The following is a 24619-nucleotide window of genomic DNA, read 5'->3' on the forward strand; positions in this document are numbered from 1 at the left end:
GACGGAGCCGGTCCGGCCTGGGGCCGCGGAGGGAGGCGCACCATGTGCGGACGCGACAACTGAGGTCATCGGTCCACCACCCCGACCCGGCGCCACGCCCTCGCGATCGGCACGGCCACCGCGGCACCCGCCGCCCCGGCCGCGGCGATGGTGTGCGCCGGGCCCAGCACTTCGGCCAGCGCGCCCGCCGCGGCCGCGCCCAGCCCCTGCACGGTGATCAGGCCCGCTGAATTCACCCCCGCGCACTGCGCGCGGTGCGCGTCGGGCACCCGCCGCATGAACGAGACCGTGCCCTGGATGTTGTAGCCCGTCGCCACCAGCCCGGACGCCGCCAGCAGCACCACCGACACCACCAGGCCGGGCCGGCAGGCGAACACCACCAGCGGCAGCCCGGCCGCGATCCCCAGCCAGCCCAGCACGCGGACCTGCACGTGCTCCGGGATCCACTTGCCGAACACGACGCCGCCGAGCACGCTGCCCGCCGGATCCGCCGCCATCAGCAGCCCCACCAGTGTCGCGCCCGCGCCGATCCCGGCTGCGTACGGCGCGGCCAGCGCCTCCGGCACGACGTAGAACCCGGCCAGCCAGTTGAGCGCCACCAACGTCCGCAACGCCGGGTCGCGCCAGATCAGCCGGATGCCCGCGCCGGTCGTGGAAAGCCAGGCCGGCCGGACTGCCTGCGCGATCGCCGCCCGCCGCCGGACGCCGGTGACCAGGAACAACGCCGAAAGCAGGAACGTCGCCGCGTCCAACGCCAGCGCCGCGGACGGGGTGAACGCGGCGATCAGCGCGCCGCCCCCGGCGAACCCGGCCAGCTGCGCGCCCTGCATCGTCACGTTCCGCAGGGCCATCCCGACGAGGTACCGCTCGCCTTCCAGGACCGAGGGCAGCAACGCCTGCTGCGCCGCCTTGAACGGCCCGCCGAGCAGCGTCATCACCGCGACCAGCACACACAGCACCCACAGCGGGACGCCGGGGACGGCGATGACCGCGACCAGCGCGGTCCGCGCCAGGTCGGCCGCGACCATCACGTCGCGCCGCGGCCACCGGTCGCCCGCGCCGGCCAGCAGGATGCCGCCGAGCAGCGAAGGAACGTAGGTCAGGGCGTAGGTGAGCGCGGTCAGCGCGGCCGAGGACGTGCGCTGGAAGACGAGCACCGCGAGCGCGACCCTGGCGAGCTGGTCGCCGCAGACGGACAGCAGCTCGGCGGTCCACATGGCCCGGAATTCGGCGACGGCGAGCACCGCACCGAAACCGGCCTTCTTCACGCGTGCGTCATCCATCGGTGCCCCTCGAAACCGCAGCCCCAGCTACGGTAATCACCCACCGGAGTGGAATCGAGCCGTTCGGTGACAGTTGCCCCGTTCGCAGCAGCCGCAGCCCCCGGACGGCCCGCGACGGCGGTCAGGCCGGGTGTCCGCCGATGCGGGTGGTCAGCTCGGCCGCCGTTGCCGCCACTTCGCCGGCCAGGTCGGGCCAGGTCTCCGTGCACGGCTCCGCCGCGCAGTGGTGGCGAAGGGTGACGCTGATCGCGGCCAGCGGGCGGGCGCCGTGGTCGAAGACCGGGCAGGCCACCGACGCGAAGCCGTCGGTGACGTGGCCGTCCTCGACCGACCAGCCGAGCCGGCGTTCCGCGGTCAGGGTGCGACGCAGCTCGGCCAGCGTGCGCGGGCCGCGGCCGGTGCGGAGCACGAACGCCGGTGCCGCCGGGAACAACGCGCGGACGTGCGCGGCCGGCAGGTGCCGCAGGATCGCCCGGCCGGACGCGGTCAGCTGCGCCGGCAGCCGGACGCCGACCTCCGTCACCAGCGTCTCCGGCCGGGCCGGGCGTTCCTTGATCAGGTACAGCGACTCGTTGCCGTGCAGCACGCCGAGGTGGGCGGTGTGCCCGACGCGGTCGACGAGCTTGCGCAGCAACGGCCCGGCCAGGCGCTCCAGCGGATCGTGGCGCAGGTAGGCCGAGCCCAGCTCGAAGGCCGCGATGCCCAGGCCGTAGCGGCGCTCGGCGGGCAGGTGCACGACGAAACCGGCCGCTTCGAGCTCGTTGAGCAGGTGGTACGTCGTGGAGCGGGGGAGTCCGGCTTCTCGGGCGATGGCCGCCGCGGTGATCGGGCCGGGCCGCGTCGCCAGCAGGCTCAGCACCGCCAGCCCGCGGCGCAGCGCCGGGACCTCGCTGCTGTCGCCCATGACCCGAGCCTAGCGTCTGGGATGCCAGACAGAACCACCCGTTGAGGCATCCCACCAGCGGTTCCGAAGGGGTGCAATGGGCCCATGCCGGAAAAAGTGCTCCTGGGCCCGGAGCCCCTGACCGCCGCCCAGGTCGTCGACGTCGTCCGCGGGTACGCGCCCGTCGGGCTCACGGACGCCGCCGAGAAGAACCTCGCCGCGACCCGTCTGCACATCGAGAACCTGGCCCACGCCGTCACGCCGACCTACGGCGTCTCGACCGGCTTCGGCGCGCTCGCCACCCGGCACATCCCGGTCGAGAGCCGCACCGCGCTGCAGCGCAGCCTGATCCGCTCGCACGCCGCCGGCGCCGGGCCCGCCGTCGAACCCGAGGTCGTCCGCGCGCTGATGCTGCTGCGGCTGCGCACCCTCGCCAGCGGCTACACCGGGGTCCGTGCCGGCACCGCGCAAACGCTTGCGGCCCTGCTCAACGCGGATATCACCCCCATCGTCCACGAGTACGGCTCGCTGGGTTGCTCGGGTGATCTCGCCCCCTTGGCCGCCGTCGCGCTCGCGCTGATGGGCGAGGGCGAAGTGATCCACGCCGGGCAGCTGAAGCCCGCCGCGGAGGCGTTGAAGCAGGCCGGGATCGAGCCGGTCGTGCTCGCCGAGAAGGAGGGCCTCGCGCTCACCAACGGCACCGACGGCATGCTCGGCATGCTGCTGCTCGCCGCCGCCGATCTGCACCGGCTCTTCGACGTCGCGGACCTCACCGCCGCGATGAGCGTCGAGGCCCTGCTCGGCACCGACCGCGCGTTCGCCGCCGACCTCCAGGCCCTGCGCCCGCACCCCGGGCAGGCGAAGTCCGCGGCCCGGATGTGGCAGGCGCTGCAGGGCTCGAAGATCGTCGAGAGCCACCGCGGCCCGGACTGCAACCGCGTCCAGGACGCCTACTCGCTGCGCTGCGCCCCGCAGGTGCACGGCGCCGCGCGTGACAGCCTCGCGCACGCCGAGCTCGTCGGCGACCGCGAGCTGATGTCCGCTGTGGACAATCCGGTCGTCCTGGCGGACGGCCGCGTCGAGTCCAACGGCAACTTCCACGGCGCGCCCGTCGCCTACGTCCTGGACTTCCTGGCCATCCCGGTCGCCGACGTCGCCAGCATCGCCGAGCGCCGCACCGACCGGATGCTCGACAAGGCGCGTTCGCACGGCTTGCCGCCATTCCTCGCCCACGACCCGGGCGTCGACTCCGGCCACATGATCGCCCAGTACACCCAGGCCGCCATCGTCAGCGAGCTCAAGCGGCTCGCCGTCCCGGCGTCGGTCGACTCCATCCCGAGCAGCGCCATGCAGGAGGACCACGTCTCGATGGGCTGGTCGGCCGCGCGGAAGCTGCGCAAGGCCGTCGACGGCCTGACCACCGTCCTGGCCATCGAGCTGCTGACGGCCGCGCGGGCGCTGGACTTCCGCGCGCCGCTGGAGCCGTCGCCGGTCACCGGCGCGGTCCGCGACCTGCTCCGCACGAAGGTCGCGGGCCCCGGCCCCGACCGCCACCTGGCGCCCGAAATCGCGGCCGCCGAAGAACTCGTCCGCTCCGGCGCCGTCCTCGACGCCGCCCGTCTGGAGGTCTGAGAATGTCCCGCGTCGTCCGTGCCGCCCGCGGCACCCAGCTCACCGCGAAGTCGTGGCAGACCGAAGCCGCGCTGCGGATGTTCCACAACAACCTCGACCCTGACGTCGCCGAGCGCCCCGAAGACCTCGTCGTCTACGGCGGCACCGGCAAGGCCGCGCGCAACTGGGCCAGCTTCGACGCGATCACCCGCGAACTGACCACTTTGGACGTTGACGAGACGCTGCTGGTGCAGTCGGGCAAGCCGGTCGGCGTGTTCCGCACGCACGAGTGGGCGCCGCGCGTGCTGATCGCGAACTCGAACCTGGTCGGCGACTGGGCGACCTGGCCCGAGTTCCGCCGTCTCGAGCAGCAGGGCCTGACGATGTACGGCCAGATGACCGCTGGTTCGTGGATCTACATCGGCACGCAGGGCATCCTCCAAGGCACCTACGAGACCTTTGCCGCCGTCGCGAAGAAGAAGTTCGGCGGGTCCCTGCGCGGGACGCTCACCGTGACCGCCGGCCTCGGCGGCATGGGCGGCGCCCAGCCGCTCGCCGTGACCATGAACGACGGCGTCGCGATGGTCATCGAGTGCGATCCGCAGCGCGCGCACCGCCGCGTCGAGACGCGCTACCTCGACGAGGTGGCCGACGACCTGGACGACGCGATCGCCCGCGTGACCAAGGCGAAGCAGGAGAAGCGGCCGCTGTCGGTCGGGGTCGTCGGCAACGCCGCCGAGGTGCTGCCGGAGCTGCTGCGCCGCGGCGTCGAGGTCGACATCGTCACCGACCAGACGTCGGCGCACGACCCGCTTTCCTACCTGCCCAAGGGCGTCAGCGTCGACGACTGGCACGATTACGCGGCCAAGAAGCCCGACGAGTTCACCGACCGCTCGCGCGAGTCGATGGCCGACCACGTCGACGCCATGCTGGGCTTCCTGGATCGCGGCGCCGAGGTCTTCGACTACGGCAACTCCCTGCGCGGCGAAGCCAAGCTCGGCGGCTGCGAGCGCGCGTTCGACTTCCCCGGCTTCGTGCCCGCCTACATCCGCCCGCTGTTCTGCGAGGGCAACGGCCCGTTCCGCTGGGCGGCGCTCTCCGGCGACCCCGAGGACATCGCGGCCACCGACCGCGCGATGCTGGAGCTGTTCCCGGAGAACGAATCCCTCGCCCGCTGGATCAAGCTGGCCGGCGAGCGCGTGGCGTTCCAGGGCCTGCCCGCCCGGATCTGCTGGCTCGGCTACGGCGAACGCCACCTGGCGGGGCTGCGGTTCAACGAGATGGTCGCCAGCGGCGAGCTGAAGGCGCCGGTCGTCATCGGCCGCGACCACCTCGACTCCGGCAGCGTGGCCTCGCCGTACCGCGAGACCGAAGGCATGGCCGACGGCTCCGACGCGATCGCCGACTGGCCGCTGCTCAACGCCCTGGTCAACACGTCCTCGGGGGCCAGCTGGGTGTCGATCCACCACGGCGGCGGCGTCGGCATGGGCCGGTCCATCCACGCCGGCCAGGTCAGCGTGGCCGACGGGACGCTCCTGGCCGCGCAGAAGCTCGAGCGCGTGCTCACCAACGACCCGGGCATGGGCGTCATCCGGCACGTCGACGCCGGCTATGACCAAGCGGCCGACGTCGCCGACGAGCGCGGTGTGCGGGTGCCGATGCGGGAGGACGCGTGACCGCTTCTGGTTTCCTGGCCGAGATCGCCGGCGTCGGGCGCGACCCGAAGCGCGGCGGCTACTCCCGCCACGCCTTCGACGCGCCCGAGCACGACCTGCGCGAGTGGTTCGTCGAGCGCGCGCTGGGGCTCGGGCTGGACGTCGAGACCGATCGCAACGGCAACATCTGGGCCTGGTGGGGGCCGCCGGGGCGCAACGCCGTGGTCACCGGCAGCCACCTCGACTCGGTGCCGGGTGGCGGCGCGTTCGACGGGCCGCTCGGGGTCGTGAGCGGGCTGTCCGCGGTCGAAGCCTTGCAAACCAACGGGTTCCGGCCGCGGAGACCGCTCGCCGTCGTGGTGTTCGCCGAGGAGGAGGGCGGCCGGTTCGGCGTTCCCTGCCTGGGGTCGCGGCTGCTCACCGGCACCATCGACGCCGACAAGGCGCGTGGCCTGCGGGACGCCGACGGCGTGACGTTCGCCGAGGCGGCCGGGAAGGCGGGCGTCGACCCGGCGCGGATGGGCCGGGACACCGAGCGGCTGGACCGGATCGGGCAGTTCCTCGAACTGCACGTCGAACAGGGGCGCGGGCTGATCGACCTCGGTGCGCCGGTGGCCGTGGGCAGCACGGTGATCGCGCACGGACGGTGGCGGTTTTCCTTTGCGGGGCAGGGCAACCACGCCGGGGCGACGCTGCTGGCCGACCGCGCCGATCCGATGCTGCCGGCCGCGGCGACGGTCACCGCCGTGCGGCGGCTGGCCGCGCAGGTGCCGGACGCGCGGGCGACCGTCGGCCGGCTCGTGCCGACCCCCGGCGGGACCAACGTCATCGCGTCCACTGTGGACCTGTGGCTGGACGCGCGGGTGCCCGGCCAGGGCACGCCGGGGCTGGTCGCCGAGATCAGCCGAGCGGCCTCGGAGGCGGCGCAGGAGGAAGGCTGCCGGGTCGAGGTGACGCGCGAGTCCTACTCCGGCGATGTCGTCTTCGACGACGCCCTCCGGCGTGACCTCGGCGGCTGGCTCGGCGGGCCGCCGGAGCTGCCGACCGGCGCCGGGCACGACGCGGCGATCCTGGCCGGGTTCGTCCCGGCCGGGATGCTCTACGTGCGCAATCCGACCGGGATCAGCCACTCGCCGGAGGAGTTCGCCGAGGCCGGCGACGTCGAAGCCGGTGCCGCGGCGCTGGCCACCGTGCTGGAGCGGCTGGCGCGATGACCCTCAGCCCGCGGGGGCGCCCCCCGTTTCCAGCCTATCGCCCGGCACCGACAGTTTTCTGGTGCGAACAGGCCTGGCTGCCGGGCGGGATCGCGGCCGGGGTGCGGATCGACGTCGACGGCGGCCGGATCACGGGCGCGACACCGGGCTCGCCGCGGTCCGGCACCGTGCTCACGGGGCTGACCCTGCCTGGGTTCGCCAACGGGCATTCGCACGCCTTCCACCGGGCCCTGCGGGGGCGGACGCACCACGAGCGCGGCACGTTCTGGACCTGGCGCGAGCGGATGTACGCGCTGGCGTCCCGGCTCGATCCCGACACCTACTACCGGCTGGCCCGCGGGGTCTACGCCGAAATGGTGCTCGGCGGGTACACGAGCGTCGGGGAGTTCCACTACCTGCACCACGCGCCCGGCGGGAAGCCCTACGCCGATCCGAACGCGATGGGGGCGGCCCTGCGGCAGGCCGCGGCCGATGCCGGGATCCGGCTGACACTCCTCGACACGTGTTACCTCGCGGGCGGCATCGGCGTCGAACCCGACGAGGTCCAGCGGCGGTTCTCCGACGGCTCGGCCTCGGCGTGGGCTTCGCGGGTCTCCACGCTGAAAGAAGACGAGCTGTTCCGGGTCGGCGGGGCGATCCATTCCGTGCGCGCGGTACCCGAGGACGAGTTGTCCCAAGTGGACGACGGTGTGCCGGGGAACCGGCCGCTGCACATCCACCTGTCCGAGCAGCGCGCCGAGAACGAGCAGTGCGAAGCGGCCACCGGGTTCACCCCGACCGGGCTGCTGGGGGACCACGGGGTGCTCGGCGAACGGCTCACTGTCGTGCACGCGACCCACCTCACCGACCAGGACGTGCGGTGGCTCGGCGAGTTCCGGGTCGGGGCGTGCTTCTGCCCGACCACCGAACGCGACCTCGGCGACGGCATCGGGCCGGCCCGCGCCCTGCGGGATGCCGGCGTGCCGCTGAGCATCGGCAGCGACAGCAACGCCATCGTCGACGCGTTCGAAGAGACGCGGGCGCTGGAGCTGGACGATCGTCTGGCCAGCGAAGAGCGTGGCCGGTTCAGCGCCGAGGAACTGCTCGAAGCGGGCACGCACCACGCGACGATCGGGTGGAACGAGGTCGGCACGCTCGCCGTCGGAGCGGGCGCGGACCTCGTCACCGTGTCCCTGGATTCGCTGCGGACGGCCGGGATCGAGCCGTCGGGCGTCGTGTTCGCGGCGTCGGGGGCCGATGTCCGAAACGTCGTCGTCGCCGGCCGCGAGGTCGTGCGGGACGGCGCGCACCTGCTCGTCGACCGACCGGAATCCGTACTGGCGAAGGAGATCGAGGCACTGTGGCAGTCCTGATCACGGGCATCGGCGAGCTCACCACCAACGACCCGGCGCTGGGCCGTCTTTCCGACGCGGCCCTGGTTTTGGACGGCTCGAAAGTCGCCTGGGCCGGACCGGCGTCGAGCGCGCCGGACGCCGACGAGCGCGTCGACGTCGAGGGCCGCGCGGTGCTGCCCGGCTGGGTCGACAGCCACACGCACCTCGTCTTCGCCGGGGACCGCACCGCCGAGTTCGAGGCGCGAATGGCCGGAAAGCCGTACACGGCAGGCGGAATCGCGATCACGGTCGGGGCCACGCGGGAGGCGTCCGACGAGCAGCTGGCGGCGAACCTGCGCCGCCACGTCGACGAGGCGGCCCGGCAGGGGACGACCTGCCTGGAGACGAAGACGGGCTACGGGCTGACCGTCGCGGACGAAGCCCGAAGCGCCCGGATCGCCGGCAAAGTGGCCGACGAGGTCACGTTCCTCGGCGCGCACCTCGTGCCGCCCGGCGCCGACGCCGAGTCCTATGTGGACCTCGTCTGCGGCGAGATGCTCGACGCGGTGGCGGAAAGCGTGCGCTGGGCGGACGTCTTCTGCGAGACGGGGGCGTTCGACGAGACCCAGTCGGCACGGGTGCTGAAGGCCGCCGCCGAGCGCGGGCTCGGCCTGCGGGTGCACGGCAACCAACTCGGCGAGGGACCCGGTGTCCGGCTGGCGGTCGAGCTGGGCGCGGCGAGCGTCGACCACTGCACCTATCTGTCGGACGCGGACCTCGAAGCGCTGGCGGCTGCCGAGACGGTCGCGACTCTGCTGCCCGCGTGCGACTTGTCGACCCGCCAGCCCCTGGCTCCGGCTCGGCGGCTGCTCGACGCGGGGGCGATGGTGGCGCTGGCCAGCAACGCCAACCCGGGCAGCTCGTACACGACGTCGATGGCGTTCTGTGTCGCAACGGCCGTGCTGCAGATGCGCATGACGATCGAGGAGGCGGTCTGGGCCGCCACGGCCGGCGGCGCGAAGGCGCTGCGCCGCGACGACGTGGGCGTGCTGCGTCCTGGCGCCCGGGCGGACGTCCACGTGCTCGACGCGCCTTCGGTGACGCACCTGGCTTACCGGCCCGGCGTGCCGCTGACGAACCTGGTGTGGCGGGCCGGGGAGCGCGTGCGCTAACGTCGAAAGCGAGGACGCGCGAAGACACAGTCCGGTATGGGTTAGTCCGGGCGGCTTACGCAGGCTTACCTGTGCGTCCCTTCTTCATCCGTGACGAAGGGACAGCTGTGTCTGTGATCATCATCGGTGCCGGCCTGGGTGGCCTGAGCCTTGCGCACGGCCTGCGCCGCGCCGGAATCCCTTGCCGGGTCTACGAACGCGACGAGTCGGCGGGCGCGCGCAAGCAGGGGTACCGGCTGCACATCAGCGGCGTCGGCGACACGGCGTTGCGCGAAGTGCTGCCGCCGGAGCTGCACGAACTCTTCCGCGCCACCGCCGGTCGCGCGTTGCCGCACACGAACGTCTACGACCACCGGTTGCGGCTGCTCACGCGCTTGGAAGGCGAGGGAACGCACCTCAACATCAACCGCTTCACCCTGCGGCAGATCCTGCTGCACGGCCAGGAAGTCGCCTACGGCAAGCAGTTCACGCACTACGAGACCGGCGCCGACGGCGTGACCGCGCATTTCGCCGACGGGACGGCCGCGCGGGGCGACCTGCTCGTCGGCGCCGACGGCATCAACTCCGGTGTGCGCCGGCAGTACCTCCCGCACGCCCAGGTCGTCGACGCCGGGCTGGTGCACCTCTACGGCCGGATCCCGCTGACGCCGGAAACGCGCGCGCTGTTCGAGCCGGAGATGTTCGCGGTGTTCTCGATGATGATCGGGCCGGACCGGACGATGGCCGGGTTCGCGCCGGTCGACTACCCCGAACCGGTGGCCGGCGCGTGCGCACGGCTGGTGCCGGACCTGCGGTTGCGCGACGACCGGCCGTACATGACCTGCTCGGTGGGCGCGCGCTGGGAGATCGCCGGCCACTCCGAGGCCGAGCTCGCCGCGATGGCGCCGGAGGACCTGCAGAAGGTGGCGCTCCGCCTGGTCGACGGCTGGCACCCGGTGGCCCGCGCGATGGTCGAGCACTGGGACGTCCCGGCGACGTTCCCGCAACCCATCCGGACAAGCATCCCGATCGGGCCGTGGGAACCGTCGCACGTGACGCTCGTCGGCGACGCGATCCACGCGATGAGCCCGGCCGCCGGCGCGGGCGCCAACACCGCGTTGCGCGACGGTGCGGCGTTGGCGTCCGCGCTCGCCGGGGCTCCGCCGCTCGAAGCGGTGGCGGCCTACGAGACCGCGATGGTGGACTACGGGTTCGCCGCGGTGCGGGAGTCCGCCGAAAACGGGCGCCGGTACCTCGGGCAGAACCCGCTCACAACGGCAGGGTGAACGGCGTGCACGTCGGTGCGTAGCCCGCGTCGAGCGCGTGCAGGATCAGGCCGGTGACGTTCGGGTCGGCCGCCTGGCTCAGGTGCCCGGACGCGTCTCCCGCGCAGAAGTCCTGCAGGACGATGTCCGTGGTGCCCGGTTCACCGAGGATTCCGCTGGTGTAGGGCGTGACGACTTCGTCGTACTTGCTCACGATGCTCGTGTAGGTGGGGCCGGGGACGTGGACGCCGCCGCGGGCGAGGTCGTCCAGGAAGGCCGACGGCGCCAGGTATTCCGTGCACGCGCCGCACGCCGTGCGCAGGACCGCACCGAGCTCGGGCACGGACGTCAGCAGGGCCTTGGCGAGCGCGTCGAGGCCGCCGAGCGTCGTCCCGCGGTAGTTGGCGCCGAAGCCGACGAAGCGGGCGACCTTGGCGGCGCCGCCGTACTTCAGGTAGTACGCGGGCATCGTGCTGCCTTCGGAGTGACCCACGATGTCGACCTTCGCCGCTCCGGTCGTGGACCGGACCCGGTCGACGAACCGGCCGAGCTGCGCCGCGCTGTCGCGCATGGACGCGAGCCCGCCGACGCCGGGACCGAGGACGCCCGTGCCGTACGTCAGCGAAAAGACGCAGTAGCCCTGGGCGGCGATCTTCGGCGCGTGGAAGAACCAGTTGACGGTGTCGTTCGCGCCGAGACCGTGGACGAGCACGACGGGCTCCGGGTGCGCGGCCGACGGACGGCAGCCCCAGTCGTTCCAGCCGCTGCTCGGGGCCGCTTCGGCGACCGATGGCGCGAGCGCGCCGAAGGTGAGCGCCGCGGCGAGCACGGCCAGGATTCGCTTGGCACCGCCGTTGGTGACCCGCATTCCGTTGCCTCCAGTTACCCGTCAGTACGTGACCCAGATCATGGTCGGTCACAGACCGCTGGAGGCGACCTGGGAAAACGCTTAGAGTTGTCCGGCGTTTGTTGTGACGGGTGACAACGACGGCCTGCGGGCCGCGGTGCCGATCCCGGCCAGCGCGACCAGCCCGCAGAGCCAGGCGAACCAGTCGCCGAAGCGGGCGTAGGGGGTCTTGCCGGGACCGAGCGGGACGTCGGCGACGACCACCGAGAACGGGCGGTCACCGGTGTGGGTTTCGGCCAGCACGTGTCCTCGGGCGTCGGCCAGCATCGGCGTGCCGCGCGCGGCGCTCCACGCCACCGAGAAGCCGTTCTCGACGCCGCGGATCAGCGCGGTGCGGCTGTGGGCCCAGCCGTCGACGTCTTCGTCGGACGCCGGGATGAGGACCAGACCGGTGCCGGCCTCGCCGTATTCGCCGCTGGGGTCGGCGAAGTTGACGTCCATGCACACCATGAGCCCGATCCCGGCGAGGTGCGCGGTTCGGGTGCCGGAACCGAGGTTCGGCGAATCCCCGTTGTGCCACTTGCGGTACTCCACCGGCGGGCCGGACGGCGGGATCGCCAGCGCGGCGTTGAACCGGCCGTCCGGGGTCGTGTCGATGACGCCGGTGACCACGTCGAGGTTCTTCGCGCGGGCGACCTGGGTGAAGGCCTCGACGAGCCGCGGACGGCTGGCCTCGTCCACCGCGAAGGTGGCTTCGGGGAGCACGACCGCCTGGACGCCCTCCGGTAGCCGGCCGATTTCGTCCACATAGGACTGAATGCGGGTGCGGCCCTCGAACGTGGCGACGTCGAGCGCCCAGCGGCTCTGTCCCATGGCGAGCAGGGCGATCCGCGTCGGCGGCCCGGTGAGCGGCGGCGTGGTCCAGAAGACGAGCCCGGCCAGCACCGCGGCGGTGACGACCAGGCCGGAGAGCCGGGCTCGGGCGCGGACGCCCGGGGCCAGCGCGGCGGCCACGGCGGCCGGGACGAACAGCACCAGGAACTCCACGCCCCAGCCGCCGGTCACCGTGGCGAGCCGCAGCACGGACGGCCGGTCGGCCTGGGTCGTCATCAGGGTGTCCATCACGCCGGTGGGGTTGAGCAGCGAAACGACGTAGAGCACGACGGTCCACAACGCGGGTGCGGCCAGCGCTGCCGGCAAGCCGTGCCCGCGCCGGACCAGCACCCGGAACAGCCCGGCGGACAGGGCGAACAGCAGCGCGCTGCCGCCGAGGATCCCGATCGCCGCGGGGCGCGGGATCGAAAGCGAATGCCAGAAGTAACTCCAGCTCCCGGCGCTGCCCGCGAGGTAGGCGACGAACGCGCAGGCCATCGCCGCGGCGCCGGGGACGCGTGGCGCGAGCAGCAGGACCGGCAGCGGTGCCAGCCACGCGAGTTCGGGCACCGGGTCCAAGCCCGTGCCGAAGAAGAACAACACCGCCGACGCGACTGTCGCGACGAGCGCCCATCCCAGCTTGTTCATCGTGGCCCCTTCCGCCCGGGTTCGAGGGTTCCAGGCGACGCGGGTGGCCACACTGGGCCGGACCACCGGATCGGGGTAGGGCTTACCCCACCCCGGTTCACGCAGAGTTCAGTAAGCCGTCACTCGACAGGGATCGGAGCCGTCCCCGTCGATCAGTAGCGTTGCTAACGAACAGCAACGAAAGTGGGCCGCCCATGGACTTCTCGCTGATCGTGCTGGTGGTGATCGTCGCCGCGCTGGCCTTCGACTTCACCAACGGCTTCCACGACACCGCCAACGCGATGGCCACCTCCATCGCCACCGGCGCACTGAAACCGAGAGTCGCCGTCGCCGTTTCGGCCGTGCTGAACCTCGTCGGCGCGTTCCTCTCGGTCGAGGTCGCCAAGACGATCTCCGGCGGGATCGTCGACGACACGAAGGTGACACCGGTGATCATCTTCGCCGGACTCGTCGGCGCCATCGTGTGGAACCTGGTGACCTGGCTGATCGGGCTGCCGTCGAGTTCGTCGCACGCGCTGTTCGGCGGGCTGATCGGCGCGACCTGGATCGCCTCGGGTTCCGACGCCGTCCACTTCGGCAAGGTCGTCGAGAAGGTCCTGATCCCGGCGCTCGCTTCGCCGATCGTCGCCGGGATCGTCGCGACGCTGGGCACCTTCCTCGTCTACCGGATCACCGCCCGGGCGAAGCAGGACACGGTGGGCCGCACGTTCAAGGCCGGCCAGATCGCCTCCGCCTCGCTGGTCTCGCTCGCCCACGGCACGAACGACGCGCAGAAGACCATGGGCGTCATCACGCTGACGCTGATCGCCTCCGGCTCGCTCGCGCCGAACTCGAGCCCGCCGGTCTGGGTGATCCTGACCGCCGGTACCGCGATCGCCCTCGGCACCTACCTCGGCGGCTGGCGGATCATCCAGACGATGGGCAAGAAGCTGACCGAAATCCAGACGCCGCAGGGGTTCGCGGCCGAAACCAGCGCCGCGGCGGTCATCCTGACGTCGGCGCACCTCGGGTTCGCGCTGTCCACCACGCACGTCTGCTCGGGTGGCATCATCGGTTCCGGGCTCGGCCGCAAGCTCGCCGAGGTCCGCTGGGGCGTCGCGGGCCGGATGGTCCTGGCCTGGGCGCTGACGCTGCCCGCCGCCGCGATCGTCGGGGCGCTCGCCGCCGAGGTCTCGACGCTCGGGACCTGGGGCACCGTGCTGGTCGGCCTGGCCGGGGTCGTCATCGCGCTGGGCATCTACCTCGCGTCGAAGCGGAACCCCGTCAACGCCAACTCCATCAACGAGCCCGAGCCCGGCGTCACGCAGCCGGCCAACGCCTGAGGAGCGCCGTGCACATCAATTGGGGTTCCCTCGGTCTCGTCTTCGTCGTCGCGCTGGCTTCGGTCGTCGTGCTGACGAGCCTCTTCTCCTTCGGCGTGGTCGGGCTATCGCAGCGCGAATCGGCGCGTGAGGCGGGTGGCTCGGGCAGCGGGCCGCTGGCCGGCGCGGTCGTCTGCTTCGCTGCCTGCCTGGCGATCATCGGCTACGGGATCTACTTGATCGTCGCCTGAACGCGGTCCCGGAACCCTTCGGGCAGGTCGGCGAGCATCGGTTTGAGCGTGGCGCGCCGCGCCTCGCCCAGGTGGGTCAGCAGGTCGAGCGCCGGCGTCCAGAGGTCTTCGTCGGCGCTCGCCGCCGTGACCAGCCGGCCGAGCCGGTGCGCCGGGAGCAGGCCGACGACGTGGTCGACGCGGCGCTTGTCGTCGAGCACGAACGCGATCCGCAGCAGCGACGGGTCGTCGATCCGGTTCAGGGCCTGCTGCACGGTGGGGTCCGGCAGGTGCCCGACGAACCGGCCGAGGGTGATCCAGTCCTCCTTGTGCGCCAGTTCGCCGGCGACGGCGAGGACGGTGTCCAAGGGGATCCGGCTGATGATCGCGCTCGCGCGCCGCGGGTCGAGCTCCGCGGCCACGTCGGCGAGGAAGCGGGGGCTGAGCCGCTTGGCGACGTCGACCCCGCGCCCGACGTCGACCAGCCCGGCGATCCGGGCGCAGAGCAGCGGGCCGAACACCTTCTCGGCGATCTTGGCGAGCACCCCGACGGGCACGACCCGCGCGGCCAGGGCCATCCGCTGCAGCGCGGCGGCGTTGGCGTCGAACAGCGTGTCGGTGACCTGCCCGCGGAAGGCCTGCAGGTCGTCGGCGTCGACACGGCCGAGGTAGGCCAGGCGCGCGGGCTCGACGTCGAGGACGCGGGCCAGCTTGAGGATTTCGGCCTCGGCGGCGTAGTTCTCTGTCACAGGCCGACCGCCTTCCGGACCGCGCCGCGCAGCAGCGCGGGAACGTACAGGAGGCCTTCTTCGCCCGCTTCGGCGAGCGCTTTCGCCTGCCGCCTGCGCGCGTCGCGCAGCGCGTCGGCGAGGTCCTGCCGCTCGTGCTCTTCGAGGGCCTCGATGCCTTCGGGGAGGTAGCCGCCCAACTGGTCGGCGAGTGTGCGCTCGGCCATGGTGGATCATCATGCAACACCGCGGGCGCCACCGGGCGGATATGCGCATCAAGACGTCCACCGTCCGTGTCGGCGGCGGTGCTGCCCAAGTGCTCCGTGTTGTGAGCACTGCTCTCGTGCGGCGACCGGCAGTGCTCAGCTTCGAGAGCACTGCTCTCGCGCGATGGGCGAGCGATGCTCGATATCGAGAGCACTGCTCACGCATCGCGGCGCACAACGACCGGCGTCGAGAGCACTGCTCACACCCGGCCCGGCGTGGTGCTCTGAAACAAGAGCACTGCTCACGCGCCACTGCGAGCGATGTTCAACTTCGAGAGCACCGCTCACGGAGACGCCGAGACTGGAGCCACTGCAGGGCGTGGACGTGCTGAACGGTTGACTTTCGGCAGTGGTCGGCCGCCGTCACGCCTTGTAGCTTCGATTTCGTGCGGACGGTGACTAAGCGCAGGTGGCAGACGGCGCTCGACGTCGCCGTCGGGCTGTTCCTCGCGTTCATCGTCGTCGCGGGCACGCTGGAGAGCCGGTCGTACGGAGAGCTGGCCGGTGGTCTCGTGGTCGTGGCCGGTTCGGTCGCGACGGCCCGGCGGTACCCGGCCGTCTCACTCGGCATCGCGCTGAGCGGCGCGCTGGCCGTGCCGTTCCCGTACGGCAACCGGGTGCCCGCGTGGGTGATCTTCGTGCTGGTCGCGATGAGCTACCAGGCCGGGCTGCGGATGCCGCGCGCCCGCCCCGGGGTCCTGACCGGGACGGCCGTCGCGGTCGTGGGCCTCCCGGTCGCACTGGTCTTCGGCACCGACGGGCTGGGCGACTGGGCAGAGCTGGTTGCGATCCTCGTCTTCGCCGGGCTGTCGCCGTGGCTGCTCGGCCGGTACGTCCGGGTCCGCGGCGAGCTCGCCCGCACCGGCTGGCGCCGGGCCGAGGAGATGGAGAGCAGGCAGCAGCTGGTCGCCGAGCAGGCCCGGCTGCGGGAGCGGGCGCGGATTGCGAGCGACATGCACGACTCGCTGGGGCACGAGCTGAGCCTGATCGCCGTCCGCGCCGCCGCGCTGGAGGTCGCGGGCGGGCTCGGCGACGCCCAGCGCGACGCCGCCGCACAGCTGCGGACCAGCGCCGCGACGGCGACCGAGCGGCTGCGCGAGATCATCGGCGTGCTGCGCGAGGACGCCGCGCCGGTCGAGCCGGTGCAGGGCGACCTCGGTGCGCTGATCGCCAGGGCGCGGGCGTCCGGGCTGCTCATCGAGTCCACAGTGGACGTCGCGGAGGTGCCGCCGATGGTGGCCCGCGCGGCCTACCGCGTGGTGCAGGAAGCGCTGACGAACGTGGCGAAGCACGCGCCGGGCGCCGCCGTGACGGTCCGGGTGACCAGCGCCGGCGCGCGGACCGACGTCAGCGTGGTCAACGCGCCGCCGCCCGCCGGGCCGCTGCCCGGGACCGCGTCCGGGCACGTCGGGCTGATCGGCCTGCGGGAGCGCGTCCGGCTCGTCGGCGGCACACTGCGGGCCGGGCCCGACGCCGGCGGGTTCGCCGTCACCGCGACGCTGCCGCACGGCGCCGCGCCGGTCGAGCGGCCGGAGACCGCCCCGGCTGACGAGGAGGCCGGGCTGTCGACGTCGGCACGGGCCCTCGAACTGGCCCGGCGCGATGTGCGGCGCAGCCTGATCCAGGCCGTCACCGTCCCGCTCGTCCTGTTCGGGCTGGTCCTGGCGGTCGCCGGGATCGCGTTCCTCTACCAGTGGAATTCCTCGGAGCTGTCCACCGGGGTCTACGAGCGGCTGCGGATCGGGCAGCCGCGGACCGACGTGGCGCCGCAGCTGCCGGAGAACCAGCGTGACGCCCGGCCGCTGCGGAGCGAGCCGCCGCGGCCGGCCGTGCCCGGGGTCGCCTGCGAGTACTACGGCACCGGGCGGTCGTGGCTCGACAACGACTACGCCGCCTACCGGCTGTGCTTCGCCGATGGGATGCTGGTGGCGAAGGACTGGTTCGCCGAGGGGGCACCGTGATCAAGGTCGTGCTGGCCGACGACGAAGCGATGATGCGGGCGGGAGTGGCGGCGATCCTCGCCGCGGACCCGGGCATCGAGGTCGTCGCCGAAGCCGCCGACGGCCGTTCGGCTGTCTCCCAGGTCCTCGCCACGCGCCCCGACGTCGTGCTCCTGGACATCCGGATGCCGGGTCTCGACGGCCTCGGCGCGGCCGCCGAGATCCGGCGGCTGCTGCCCGCGACCGGCGTGATCATGCTGACCACGTTCGGCGAGGACGAGTACATCGAGCGCGCCCTCGGCCTCGGCGCGGGCGGGTTCCTGCTCAAGTCGGGCGACCCGCGCGAGCTCCTCTCCGGTATCCACGCCGTCGCCGGCGGGGCCGCGTTCCTCTCGCCGAAGGTGGCCCAGCGGGTGATCGCCCGGCTCTCCGGCGGACAGCTGGCACGCGCCGCCGCGGCCCGCGAGCGGATCGCCGCGCTGACCCCGCGCGAGCGGGAAGTGCTGACGCTGCTGGGCTCGGGACTGTCCAATGCGGACATCGCGGCGAAGATGTTCGTCGTCGAGGGCACGGTGAAGGCACACGTGAGCACGATCCTGAACCGGCTCGGCGCGAAGAACCGGGTCCAGGCGGCGATCACGGCGTACGAGGCGGGACTGGTCGGCGGAGACGCGGCGGCGTCCACCCCGTGATCCCCGCGCCGGCGCGGGCCGTCGCTTTGGCCGGCAGGCACTTCAGCAGGGCCGTGCGCAGTCCCACCGCGACGGGGTTGGTCAGCTGCGGGCCGAGTTTGCCCATCCGGACGGACTCGCGCACGACGTGCTGACTGCGCGGCCGTCGTTGCCGGTCGTAGCGCACGAGGGCCGCGTCGACGGTGTCCTGTGTGGACACCGCGTGGGCGAGCACGACGGCGTCCTCGATGGCCTGGCAGCCGCCCTGGCCGAGGAACGGAGACATCGCGTGGGCGGCGTCGCCGAGCAGCGCGATCTGGCCGCGGGTGTAGGCGGGGAGCGGGGTGCCGAGGTAGTAGAGGTCGTGGTGCAGCACGGCTTCGGGCGGGGTGGCGGCCAGGAGGGCTGGGATCGGGTCGTGCCAGTTCCCGAAGGTCTGTTCGAGGTCGGCTCGCCGGGTGCCGGGTGCGGCGAGGGTCGAGATCCACCAGTAGACGTCGCCGCCGGTCAGCGGGAGGACGCCGACTTCGGTGCCGCGGTCGAAGCTCGTGCTCAGCCCGGTTCCGGGGCGGTGCGCGACGCCGCGGAACGCCGTGCTGCCGGTGTAAACGGGTTCCGGGTGGTCCGGGAAGAGCGTGTGGCGCACCCGGCTGTGGATGCCGTCGGCCGCGACGACGAGGTCGGCACGCAGTTCTTTGCTGCCTACGCGGACCAGGCCGTCTTCGCGGACTTCGGTGACTTCTTGGCCGGTGCACAGGCTTTCGGCGGGAACCGCGTCCCGGAGGGCGGCGATGAGGTCCCGACGGTGGATCGCGCCGAGCGGCCGCCCGTGCCAGCGCGCGAACTCGGTGGCGTCGAAGTGGGAGATCCGCCGGCCGCGGCGGTCGCGGAACCTGCCTTCTTGCTGCGGGGCCAGGCGCCTGCCGAGGTCGACACCGAGTTCGTCGAGGCTGCGCAGGGCGTTCGGCCAGAGCGAGATCCCGGCACCGACGTCGCCGAACTCGGGCGCTTTCTCGAGGACGGTGACGGTCCAGCCGACCCGGTGCAGCCCCGCGGCCGCCGCCAGGCCGCCGATGCCTCCGCCGACCACTACTGCGTGCATGTCGCCTCCTCTACATTTGTAGAGGACTCTACGCCTGTAGAGTGTATTTTCGTGGAGCGAGTGGATGTGATCGCCGACGCAGCGATTGGGGTGATCGCGGCGGAGGGCATGCGCGGCTTGACCCACCGGGCGGTCGATCGCGCGGCGGGCCTGCCGGTGGGGTCGACGTCGTACTACGCGCGCACGCGGGCGGCGCTGCTGGAGCTGACGATCGCGCGGATCGTGGTTCTGGACCAGGCTCCGACTGGGGCGTCGGGGTCCTTGGCGGAGTTCATCGCGGGCTACGCGTTCGAGGCGATCACTTCGGGGCGGACGCGGATGCTGGCGCGCTACGAGTTCGCGCTGGAGGCGACGCGGCGCCCGGAGCTGCGAGCGGTGTACGACGAGGGCGGTTTGCAGATCCGCCGCCAAGCAGCGGCGGCGCTGGAGGCGGCCGGTTCGGCGGACCCTTCGCGGCACGCGAGGGTCGTGGTGGACTGGATGGAGGGGACGATCTTCGGGGCCTTGGCGGGGACGGGATCGCTTGCGCCGCCTGACTTGGATGAGCTGGTGGCGAGTGCCCGGGAAATCCTCACGGGGATCGGCGTGGCCTGAAAGTCGATCACAACATATTGCTCAGCCTCTCGGTCGATCAGGTGCCTGCGCGCGGTTTCAGGTCCAGAAGCCGCAATTGATCGGCAGTGCCGGATAGAGGTGTGCGCGGCTGTCGATGCGCGATCTTCAGTTGCTGATTCAGTGCGGCTTACTCTCGCGACCATTCGTCCGACTGACTGTACCGCTCGTCGCGAGCGTGGTGGCGCTTCCAGTAGCCCCTTCTTAAACTAGGCTCGACCCTGTGGGGGGACATGGAGCATTCAAGACAGGTTGTTCATCGCACGATCCTGGCAGTGGACATCGAGAGCTACGGGGCTTTGCGCCGGACGACGCCGCATAGATTGACGGTTCGCCGGGGGCTTGACCAAGCGCTGCGTCGAGCCTTCGACGAGGCGGGCGTGCCGTGGTTCGACTGCCGTCACGAGAGCACCGGTGACGGCACGTTCGTACTGGTACCGGCGCAGGTCCCGAAGAGTCCCTTTGTGGAGGTCCTGTCCATGGTCCTCGCCCGCGAGTTGCGACGGCACAACGAGGCACATCAACCGGAAGAACAGATCCGGCTGCGGATGGCTTTGCACGCGGGAGAAGTCGCTTACGACGATCAGGGCGTGACCGGCTCGGCGATCAACCGGACGTTTCGTCTCCTTGAAGCGCCACAGCTGAAAGCCGCACTGGCCGAATCGCCCGGTGTCCTCGCGTTGATCACGTCAGACTGGTTCTTCGATGAGGTCGTTCGCAGCAGCACTGTCGTGGACGCGGCGACCTTCCGTCCGGTTCGAGTGGCCGTCAAGGAGACTATTGCGACTGGCTGGATCAGCCTGCCCGACCATTTCTGTGCGCCCCATCCCGAGCTTGGTATTCCCACCCCTCCGCGGCAGCCGGCTACGGTCGACGCCCACGGTCCGGTGATCGGGCAGTGCACGCTGCCTCGAGATCTCCCGGTCTTCACCGGACGCGCGAAGGAACTCGACATCCTCGCCGCGACGGTCACCGCCGAGGCGGAGAAGGGTACCCTCGGTATGGCGATCCACGTCATCGACGGTATGCCAGGAACGGGGAAGACGACCTTCGCGGTGCATGCTGCATATCAGCTGGCGGCCCACTTCCCGGATGGACAGATATTCCTGGAGCTACACGGGCACAGTCCGTCGCAAGTCCCAGTTACTCCTGCTGACGCGCTTGCCTCACTACTGTTTCTCCGAGGTGTGTCGACATTGGGCATCCCGGCCGACCTCGATGACCGCGCACGGTTGTGGCGCGAGAAGCTGACAGGAAAGAAGATTCTGCTCCTGCTCGACGACGCCGTTGACGGCGAGCAGATCCAGCCACTCCTGCCCGGCGGGGCCGGCTGCCTTGTGCTGATCACCAGCCGGCACCGATTCGAATCGATCGCCGACGCCGGCCGCGTCTCACTGCAAACGCTTCCGGCAGCGGAAGCTGCTGCGATGTTCGATCGATTCACCTCCCCAGAGCAGCACGAACCAGGCGCTGTAGCTGAGCTGATGACGTTGTGCGGAAACCTGCCACTGGCTATCTCACTCACCGCCGGCCGGTTGCGCAGCCACCCCAGTTGGACGCTCCGGCAGCTGGCCGACGACCTCAATCACTCCCAAAACCGCCTCAAGACGCTTCGCGCCGACAACCGGAGCGTGGCTGCCGCGTTCGAACTCTCCTACCGCGACCTGGACCCGGACCAGCAGCGGCTGTTCCGGCGTCTGAGCCTGCACCCTGGCAGCCACATCGACGCCGCGGCCGCCGCGGCTCTCGACGGCAACGACGTCGACGCCACCCGCGAGCGACTCGAGGTGTTGTACCTCAACAACCTGCTAGATGAACCATCGCCCGGTCGTTACCGTCTGCACGACCTGACACAGGCCTACAGTCAGTCACTCACCGACCCGAAGACGGACAAAGGAGCCTTCGAGCGTCTCCTCGATTACTACCTCGAGACTGTCCGGGCGGCTAGCCAGTTCGCCGCTAGTCCTTCACCACGGCTGGACCTTGGGCCGAGGCTACCGATGCCGACCCGCAAGTTCGACACTGAAGGCGAGGCGATCGCCTGGCTGACCGCGGAGCGGCCAACGATCGGTGCCTGCATCAACGCCGCCGCTGCCAGCAACCGTGTGCGGCGTGCAGCCGAGTTAGCAGCCGCGCTGTATCCGTTCCTCGAGCAGCATGGGTACTGGCACGACGCCTACCGCCTCCAGCGCGCCGTGCTCACGGCGGCGCAAGAGGCAGGCGATCTCGTCGTCGAGGCGGCAACCCGCGCGGACCTCGGCAGAGTGCTGCGCCTGCTGGGCAACTACCACGATGCTGCAGCTACTTTGGCGTGTGCTCGAGACCTGTACCTTGAACTCGGCAACCGGCTCGGTGAAGCTGACGTGCTCAACGAAGCAGGGCGCGTCCAACAGGAGGTCTCCAACTTCATCGGCGCTACCGCGTACCTGGATCGCGCCCACCAGCTGTATGAAGAGCTCCACAACCCACTCGGCGTGGCCGCCACGTTCGCGCAGCTCGCCCGTGTTCAGTATCGGTCGTGCGACCTTGAAGCGGCGAGAACGAATGCTGAGCGTAGTCTTGACCTCTATCGCCTGCTAGGCAATGAACCCGGTGAAATGAGCGCCCTGCTCACCGTCGGGTGTGCGCAGGGCATGTCCGGCGCCTACGCGTGCGCAGTCGCCGCCTTCACACAGGCGCTGTCGCTGTCGAGAAAACTCGGCGATCGATTCGCCGAGGCAAGGGCTTTGAACAACCTCGGCCGGATGCACTTTGACTGCGGCAACTACGGAACGGCCGACAGCTACTACAGCCGTGCCCAGATCATCTACAGCCAACTGGACTACCGGGCTCGCGTGGCGGTTACCTTGACCAATCTCGGACGGCTGCACCACGCCGCCGGCAACCACCGGTTGGCGTTCACGTACATGACCCGGGCAGCGGACTTGTTCGGCGACGACCAGGGCTGGCACTCAGAGAACCTGAACAATCTCGGCAGTCTCGCCTTGGAATGGCCCGATGCCGGTGACCCCGCAGAGCTCCATGGCCGAGCGCTTGACTTGGCACGTGCGGTCGGCGTCCGGCTACAGGTGGGTCGGGCACTCGAAGGACTCGGGCGAAGTGCGTTGAAAGCCGCTGACGGGGCCCGGGGAATCGAGTACCTTCGTCAAGCACTGGCGCTATACCGGGAGTTGGCCGTTCCCGAAGCGGCCGCCGTCAGAGCGACCCTGGACGAGTTGGCGAACATGTAGGCTGGGTCCGCCGAGGCTGCCGGCTCAGGTGGGCGCTCCCGTGCGGCGGCCAGCAGCCTCACTCCCCGGTCTGTCAAGCGTCGCGACGGCGCAACACCGCCGCGCCCGCCAGCAACGCCGCCGCTGCCCAAGCCGCGCAGATCGCCAATCCCACCCAAGGTGCGTACGGGGCGGCCGTCATCGTGATCGGGTTGGGCTTCCCCGCCTCGACCATGGCGTTCACCCCCGCGATGCCCGGGAAGTACGGCATGGCCTCCGGCAGGCCCAGCGACGCCACGATCAGCGGCAGCGGGACCAGCAGCACGATCACCGACACCAGCGTCCCGGCCGTGCTGCGCAATGCCCAGCCGATTCCCGCGCACAACAGGCCCAGCAGTGCGAAGTACCCGCCCATGCCCGATGCCGTCGTGAAGGCCGCCTCCGGTGACGTCGGCAAGCCGTGGCCGTTCATCACCGCTGTTGCCAGGGCCATTCCCGCGCACGACAGCAGCACTCCGTACACGAACAGCGCCGGCGCCAGCACCGCCGCCTTCGCCAGGACCACCCGGGGCCGGACCGGTGTCCAGAGCAACGTCGAGCGGATGCCGCCTCCCGCGTATTCGCTCGTCACGGCCAGCGTTGCCAGCGCGATCACCGCGAACTGGGCCAAGTAGAACCCGCCGCCGAGGGCGATCGTGGGGGCGGCCTGCGGTTCGTCGCCGCCGATGCGCTGGGTGATCGCCGACAGCGTTCCGTAGCCCAGCATCAGGGCCGCTCCCGTCACCAGGCACCACCACGTCGCCCGGACCGACCAGAACTTCGTCCACTCCGCGGCCACCGCCCCCGGGAGCCCGCCGCCGCGTATTTCGACCGATGCCGTCATGCCGAGACCCCGTATTCCACCGAAGAAGCCGTCAGTTCCATGTACGCCTGCTCGAGCGACGCCGTTCGCTCGGCGAGCCCGTGCACGCGGATCCCGAGCTCGTGCACGAGGTCGCCGGCGCGGGTGACGTGGATGCCGTCCACCACCAGCTCGCCCGGCTCGCCCTGGCGCGTCAGACCGCCTTCGGCGCGCAACCGTGCGTCCAAAATGGAGCGGTCGCCGTCGGCCGGGATGCGGACCGAGACCGTTGTGCGGGAATGGCCCGCGATGAACTCCGCCACCGGGGCGTCGGCCAGCAGCCGGCCCTTGCCGATCACCACCAGGTGGTCGGCGGTCAGCTGCATCTCGCTCATCAGGTGGCTCGAGACGAACACCGTCCGCCCCTCGGCCGCCAGCGAGCGCATCAGCTGCCGCACCCAGCGGACGCCGTCCGGATCGAGGCCGTTGACCGGCTCGTCGAACAGCAGCACCCCCGGGTCGCCGAGCAGCGCGCCCGCGATGCCGAGCCGCTGACCCATGCCGAGCGAGAACTGCCCGGCCCGCTTGCCGGCGACGTCGGACAGCCCGACAGTCGCCAGCACCTCCTCGACGCGGCTCGCCGCGATGCCGTTGCTGCGGGCCATGGCCAGCAGGTGCTTCCCGGCGCTGCGGCCGGGGTGCAGTGCTTTGGCGTCGAGCAGCGCGCCGACCTCGCGCAGCGGGTGGCGCAGCTCGGCGTAGCGCCGGCCGCCGACCAGGGCTTCGCCCGCCTGCGGGTGGTCGAGCCCGACGGTCATCCGCATGGTCGTCGACTTCCCGGCGCCGTTGGGGCCGAGAAACCCGGTCACCTGCCCCGCGGCGATGTCGCAGGTGAGCGCGTCGACGACGGTCTTTTCCCCGTAGCGCTTCGTAAGTCCTCTGAGGGTGATCATGCCTCGAAGTCTGCGGTCCGCGG

At 71.4% G+C, this 24619-nt stretch carries 21 protein-coding genes; 12 read left to right on the plus strand and 9 right to left on the minus strand.

The window, feature by feature from the left end:
* Positions 1-65: 65 nt before the first annotated feature.
* Positions 66-1283, minus strand: coding sequence for an MFS transporter (locus tag ISP_RS06915; protein ID WP_014466648.1), 1218 nt, complete (start codon positions 1281-1283; stop codon positions 66-68).
* Between the two features lie 121 nt (positions 1284-1404).
* Positions 1405-2187 carry an IclR family transcriptional regulator gene (locus ISP_RS06920; RefSeq protein WP_013223166.1) on the minus strand — a complete coding sequence of 261 codons (783 nt, stop codon included), beginning with the start codon at positions 2185-2187 and terminating at the stop codon, positions 1405-1407.
* Positions 2188-2271: 84 nt separating this feature from the next.
* Between ISP_RS06920 and hutH the strand changes: the two genes are divergently transcribed.
* From hutH to ISP_RS06950, 6 genes are all read left to right on the plus strand, one after another.
* The gene (gene hutH / locus ISP_RS06925) at positions 2272-3798 is read left to right on the plus strand and encodes a histidine ammonia-lyase (protein WP_013223167.1); all 1527 of its coding nucleotides are present in this window, start codon (positions 2272-2274) and stop codon (positions 3796-3798) included.
* 2 nt (positions 3799-3800) lie between these two features.
* On the plus strand, positions 3801-5453 hold the full coding sequence (gene hutU, locus ISP_RS06930; RefSeq protein WP_013223168.1) for a urocanate hydratase: 1653 nt from the start codon (positions 3801-3803) through the stop codon (positions 5451-5453).
* The gene (locus ISP_RS06935; protein ID WP_013223169.1) at positions 5450-6646 is read left to right on the plus strand and encodes an allantoate amidohydrolase; all 1197 of its coding nucleotides are present in this window, start codon (positions 5450-5452) and stop codon (positions 6644-6646) included. Before hutU ends, ISP_RS06935 begins: the two co-directional genes overlap by 4 nt.
* Before the next feature lie 101 nt (positions 6647-6747).
* A complete protein-coding gene (locus ISP_RS06940) occupies positions 6748-7998 on the plus strand; it encodes a formimidoylglutamate deiminase (protein ID WP_013223170.1) in 1251 nt (416 codons plus the stop codon).
* Positions 7986-9131, plus strand: a complete 1146-nt coding sequence (gene hutI, locus ISP_RS06945) for an imidazolonepropionase (protein ID WP_013223171.1) — start codon at positions 7986-7988, stop codon at positions 9129-9131. Before ISP_RS06940 ends, hutI begins: the two co-directional genes overlap by 13 nt.
* Before the next feature lie 107 nt (positions 9132-9238).
* Positions 9239-10396, plus strand: coding sequence for an FAD-dependent oxidoreductase (locus ISP_RS06950; protein ID WP_230468720.1), 1158 nt, complete (start codon positions 9239-9241; stop codon positions 10394-10396).
* On the opposite strand, the gene ISP_RS06955 is transcribed toward ISP_RS06950, so the two are convergent.
* Both ISP_RS06955 and ISP_RS06960 read right to left on the minus strand, forming a co-directional pair.
* Entirely contained in the window at positions 10380-11243 is an 864-nt protein-coding gene (locus tag ISP_RS06955; RefSeq protein ID WP_013223173.1) for an alpha/beta hydrolase family protein, read from the minus strand. The genes ISP_RS06950 and ISP_RS06955 overlap by 17 nt on opposite strands.
* Before the next feature lie 81 nt (positions 11244-11324).
* The gene (locus tag ISP_RS06960; RefSeq protein WP_013223174.1) at positions 11325-12743 is read right to left on the minus strand and encodes a carbon-nitrogen hydrolase family protein; all 1419 of its coding nucleotides are present in this window, start codon (positions 12741-12743) and stop codon (positions 11325-11327) included.
* A 194-nt stretch (positions 12744-12937) separates the two neighbouring features.
* On the opposite strand from ISP_RS06960, the gene ISP_RS06965 reads away from it, so the two are divergent.
* Both ISP_RS06965 and ISP_RS06970 read left to right on the plus strand, forming a co-directional pair.
* Complete coding sequence (locus ISP_RS06965) at positions 12938-14065, plus strand: inorganic phosphate transporter (RefSeq protein ID WP_013223175.1); 1128 nt, start codon at positions 12938-12940, stop codon at positions 14063-14065.
* A gap of 8 nt (positions 14066-14073) precedes the next feature.
* Positions 14074-14295 (plus strand): hypothetical protein, encoded by a 222-nt coding sequence (locus tag ISP_RS06970; protein ID WP_013223176.1) that lies wholly within the window; start codon positions 14074-14076, stop codon positions 14293-14295.
* On the opposite strand, the gene ISP_RS06975 is transcribed toward ISP_RS06970, so the two are convergent.
* Both ISP_RS06975 and ISP_RS06980 read right to left on the minus strand, forming a co-directional pair.
* Positions 14277-15023 (minus strand): hypothetical protein, encoded by a 747-nt coding sequence (locus ISP_RS06975; RefSeq protein WP_013223177.1) that lies wholly within the window; start codon positions 15021-15023, stop codon positions 14277-14279. The genes ISP_RS06970 and ISP_RS06975 overlap by 19 nt on opposite strands.
* A complete protein-coding gene (locus ISP_RS06980; protein WP_013223178.1) occupies positions 15020-15229 on the minus strand; it encodes a hypothetical protein in 210 nt (69 codons plus the stop codon). The genes ISP_RS06975 and ISP_RS06980 overlap by 4 nt, the downstream gene beginning before the upstream one ends.
* 425 nt (positions 15230-15654) lie before the next feature.
* On the opposite strand from ISP_RS06980, the gene ISP_RS06985 reads away from it, so the two are divergent.
* Positions 15655-17229 (plus strand): sensor histidine kinase, encoded by a 1575-nt coding sequence (locus tag ISP_RS06985; RefSeq protein ID WP_013223179.1) that lies wholly within the window; start codon positions 15655-15657, stop codon positions 17227-17229.
* Positions 17226-17900 carry a response regulator transcription factor gene (locus ISP_RS06990; RefSeq protein WP_013223180.1) on the plus strand — a complete coding sequence of 225 codons (675 nt, stop codon included), beginning with the start codon at positions 17226-17228 and terminating at the stop codon, positions 17898-17900. The genes ISP_RS06985 and ISP_RS06990 overlap by 4 nt, the downstream gene beginning before the upstream one ends.
* On the opposite strand, the gene ISP_RS06995 is transcribed toward ISP_RS06990, so the two are convergent.
* The gene (locus ISP_RS06995) at positions 17845-18981 is read right to left on the minus strand and encodes an FAD-dependent monooxygenase (protein WP_034284685.1); all 1137 of its coding nucleotides are present in this window, start codon (positions 18979-18981) and stop codon (positions 17845-17847) included. The two genes, ISP_RS06990 and ISP_RS06995, sit on opposite strands and share 56 nt — an antisense overlap.
* Between ISP_RS06995 and ISP_RS07000 the strand changes: the two genes are divergently transcribed.
* Together ISP_RS07000 and ISP_RS07005 are read left to right on the plus strand one after the other, a co-directional pair.
* Positions 18922-19575, plus strand: a complete 654-nt coding sequence (locus ISP_RS07000) for a TetR/AcrR family transcriptional regulator (RefSeq protein WP_013223182.1) — start codon at positions 18922-18924, stop codon at positions 19573-19575. The genes ISP_RS06995 and ISP_RS07000 overlap by 60 nt on opposite strands.
* Before the next feature lie 293 nt (positions 19576-19868).
* Positions 19869-22823 (plus strand): ATP-binding protein, encoded by a 2955-nt coding sequence (locus ISP_RS07005; protein WP_014466650.1) that lies wholly within the window; start codon positions 19869-19871, stop codon positions 22821-22823.
* A 73-nt stretch (positions 22824-22896) separates the two neighbouring features.
* Here ISP_RS07005 and ISP_RS07010 read toward each other — a convergent pair whose 3' ends face one another.
* Positions 22897-23685 (minus strand): ABC transporter permease, encoded by a 789-nt coding sequence (locus ISP_RS07010; protein WP_013223184.1) that lies wholly within the window; start codon positions 23683-23685, stop codon positions 22897-22899.
* Positions 23682-24596 carry an ATP-binding cassette domain-containing protein gene (locus ISP_RS07015; protein WP_013223185.1) on the minus strand — a complete coding sequence of 305 codons (915 nt, stop codon included), beginning with the start codon at positions 24594-24596 and terminating at the stop codon, positions 23682-23684. Before ISP_RS07015 ends, ISP_RS07010 begins: the two co-directional genes overlap by 4 nt.
* Positions 24597-24619: the final 23 nt, after the last annotated feature.

Origin of the sequence: Amycolatopsis mediterranei (assembly GCF_026017845.1) — a bacterium.
Classification (GTDB): Bacteria; Actinomycetota; Actinomycetes; order Mycobacteriales; family Pseudonocardiaceae; genus Amycolatopsis; species Amycolatopsis mediterranei.

Coding starts and splice junctions, on each gene's coding strand:
- ISP_RS06915 (WP_014466648.1), bottom strand. CDS start 1,283: ATGGATGACGCACGCGTGAAGAAGGCCGGTTTCGGTGCGGTGCTCGCC.
- ISP_RS06920 (WP_013223166.1), bottom strand. CDS start 2,187: ATGGGCGACAGCAGCGAGGTCCCGGCGCTGCGCCGCGGGCTGGCGGTG.
- hutH (WP_013223167.1), top strand. CDS start 2,272: ATGCCGGAAAAAGTGCTCCTGGGCCCGGAGCCCCTGACCGCCGCCCAG.
- hutU (WP_013223168.1), top strand. CDS start 3,801: ATGTCCCGCGTCGTCCGTGCCGCCCGCGGCACCCAGCTCACCGCGAAG.
- ISP_RS06955 (WP_013223173.1), bottom strand. CDS start 11,243: ATGCGGGTCACCAACGGCGGTGCCAAGCGAATCCTGGCCGTGCTCGCC.
- ISP_RS06960 (WP_013223174.1), bottom strand. CDS start 12,743: ATGAACAAGCTGGGATGGGCGCTCGTCGCGACAGTCGCGTCGGCGGTG.
- ISP_RS06965 (WP_013223175.1), top strand. CDS start 12,938: ATGGACTTCTCGCTGATCGTGCTGGTGGTGATCGTCGCCGCGCTGGCC.
- ISP_RS06980 (WP_013223178.1), bottom strand. CDS start 15,229: ATGGCCGAGCGCACACTCGCCGACCAGTTGGGCGGCTACCTCCCCGAA.
- ISP_RS06995 (WP_034284685.1), bottom strand. CDS start 18,981: ATGCACGCAGTAGTGGTCGGCGGAGGCATCGGCGGCCTGGCGGCGGCC.
- ISP_RS07010 (WP_013223184.1), bottom strand. CDS start 23,685: ATGACGGCATCGGTCGAAATACGCGGCGGCGGGCTCCCGGGGGCGGTG.
- ISP_RS07015 (WP_013223185.1), bottom strand. CDS start 24,596: ATGATCACCCTCAGAGGACTTACGAAGCGCTACGGGGAAAAGACCGTC.